This window comes from Catenulispora rubra (assembly GCF_015356825.1).
GTDB classification, from domain to species: domain Bacteria; phylum Actinomycetota; class Actinomycetes; order Streptomycetales; family Catenulisporaceae; genus Catenulispora; species Catenulispora rubra.
Genome location: NZ_JAACYW010000625.1, coordinates 1 through 1,326 on the forward strand (window position 1 = coordinate 1; position 1,326 = coordinate 1,326).

The window sequence follows — 1,326 nt, forward strand, 5'->3', positions numbered from 1 at the left end:
AGGGCCCACGCAGAAACAACTTCCCTCAGTTCGGGTGTGTCGTGTCGGTGCGCGGTGTCGTGAGGACTGTGTAGTTCCAGTCGGGATGGAAGACATGGCGGTTGAGCAGGGTTTTCTCGAAGGTCTTCATGTCCTTGTCGCTGATCTTGATGCCTTTGGGGTAGCTGCCCAGATCGAGCCTGGCCTCGACGGTCAGGCCGGTCTTGGTGGTGACCGTGCCGATCGTCTCGACGATGACTTCGTAGGAGGTCAGCGGCCGGCCCCGCCAGTTCACAGTGATCGCCGAGAACAGTCGATGCTCGATGCGATTCCACTTCGATGTTCCCGGCGGCAGGTGCACGACCGTGACCTCCAGGCCGGTCTCGGCGGCCAGGACGGCCAGCTCGGTCTTCCACAACCGCAGCCGGGAGCCGTTGGACCCGCCGGAATCGGCGGTGATCAGCAGACGCCGGGACCCAGGGTAGGCAGCCCGCCCGACCTGGTCCCACCAGCCACGGATCGAGGCGACCGCGAACGCCCCGGTGTCCGCACCGATGCCCACGTTCACCCAGCCGCTGTTCGCCGCCAGGTCGTAGACCCCGTACGGCACCGCCTTGCCCAGTACCCGGTCCGGGAAGTCGTGCACGCTGACCCGCTCCGGCCGCCCGGCCGGGACCCACTCGGCGCCGCCGTTGGCGAAGTTCCCGACCAGCTCCTTCTTCTTGCAGTCCACGCTGATCGCCGGATCCCCGGACGCGGCGAAGGCCAGCACCTGGGCGTTGATGTACCGGAACTGGGCGTCACGGTCAGGATGCTGCTTGCCCTCGACCGTCTTGACGTTGCCCCGCAGCGAGTAGCCCTCGTCTTTGAGCAGCCCGGCCACCGTCCGCGCCGCTATCGGATGCCCATCCTCGGACAACGCCCCGGCCAGGTGCGCGGTCGATTTCGTCGTCCAGCACAGCGGCGACATCGGATCCCCCCGGGTCTCCGGATCGACCAGCTCGCGCAGCGCCGGCAACAGCCCGGCATCGAGATCGACCACCGAGGGCCGGCCGCCGCCGGGCCCCCGCACCCGGCCGTCCGGAACGACCCCGGCCTCCAGCTCATCCCGGCCCCGCCGCACAGTCTTCGGGTCCGCCCCGGTGGCCCGCGCCACCACCGCCACACCGGATCTCCCCAGCTCGGCGGCCTCGGCCCCCAGCCACAGCCGACGCTGCCGCTCGTCCAGGAACGGCCGGATCCTAGCGAACCGCGACGCGATCTCATCCTCAGTCAGCACCCTGCGGGCCTATCACAAACCGGCAGGGGATCTCTCGGACACCACCGCGTAGTTCTCACGCGAGCCCT

At 68.8% G+C, this 1,326-nt stretch carries 1 pseudogene; it reads right to left on the reverse strand.

The annotated features are described in order from the left end of the window. Positions 1–52 precede the first annotated feature (52 nt). Positions 53–1,258, reverse strand: a pseudogene (locus GWK61_RS54615) (ISAzo13 family transposase); the annotation flags it as partial. Positions 1,259–1,326 lie beyond the last annotated feature (68 nt).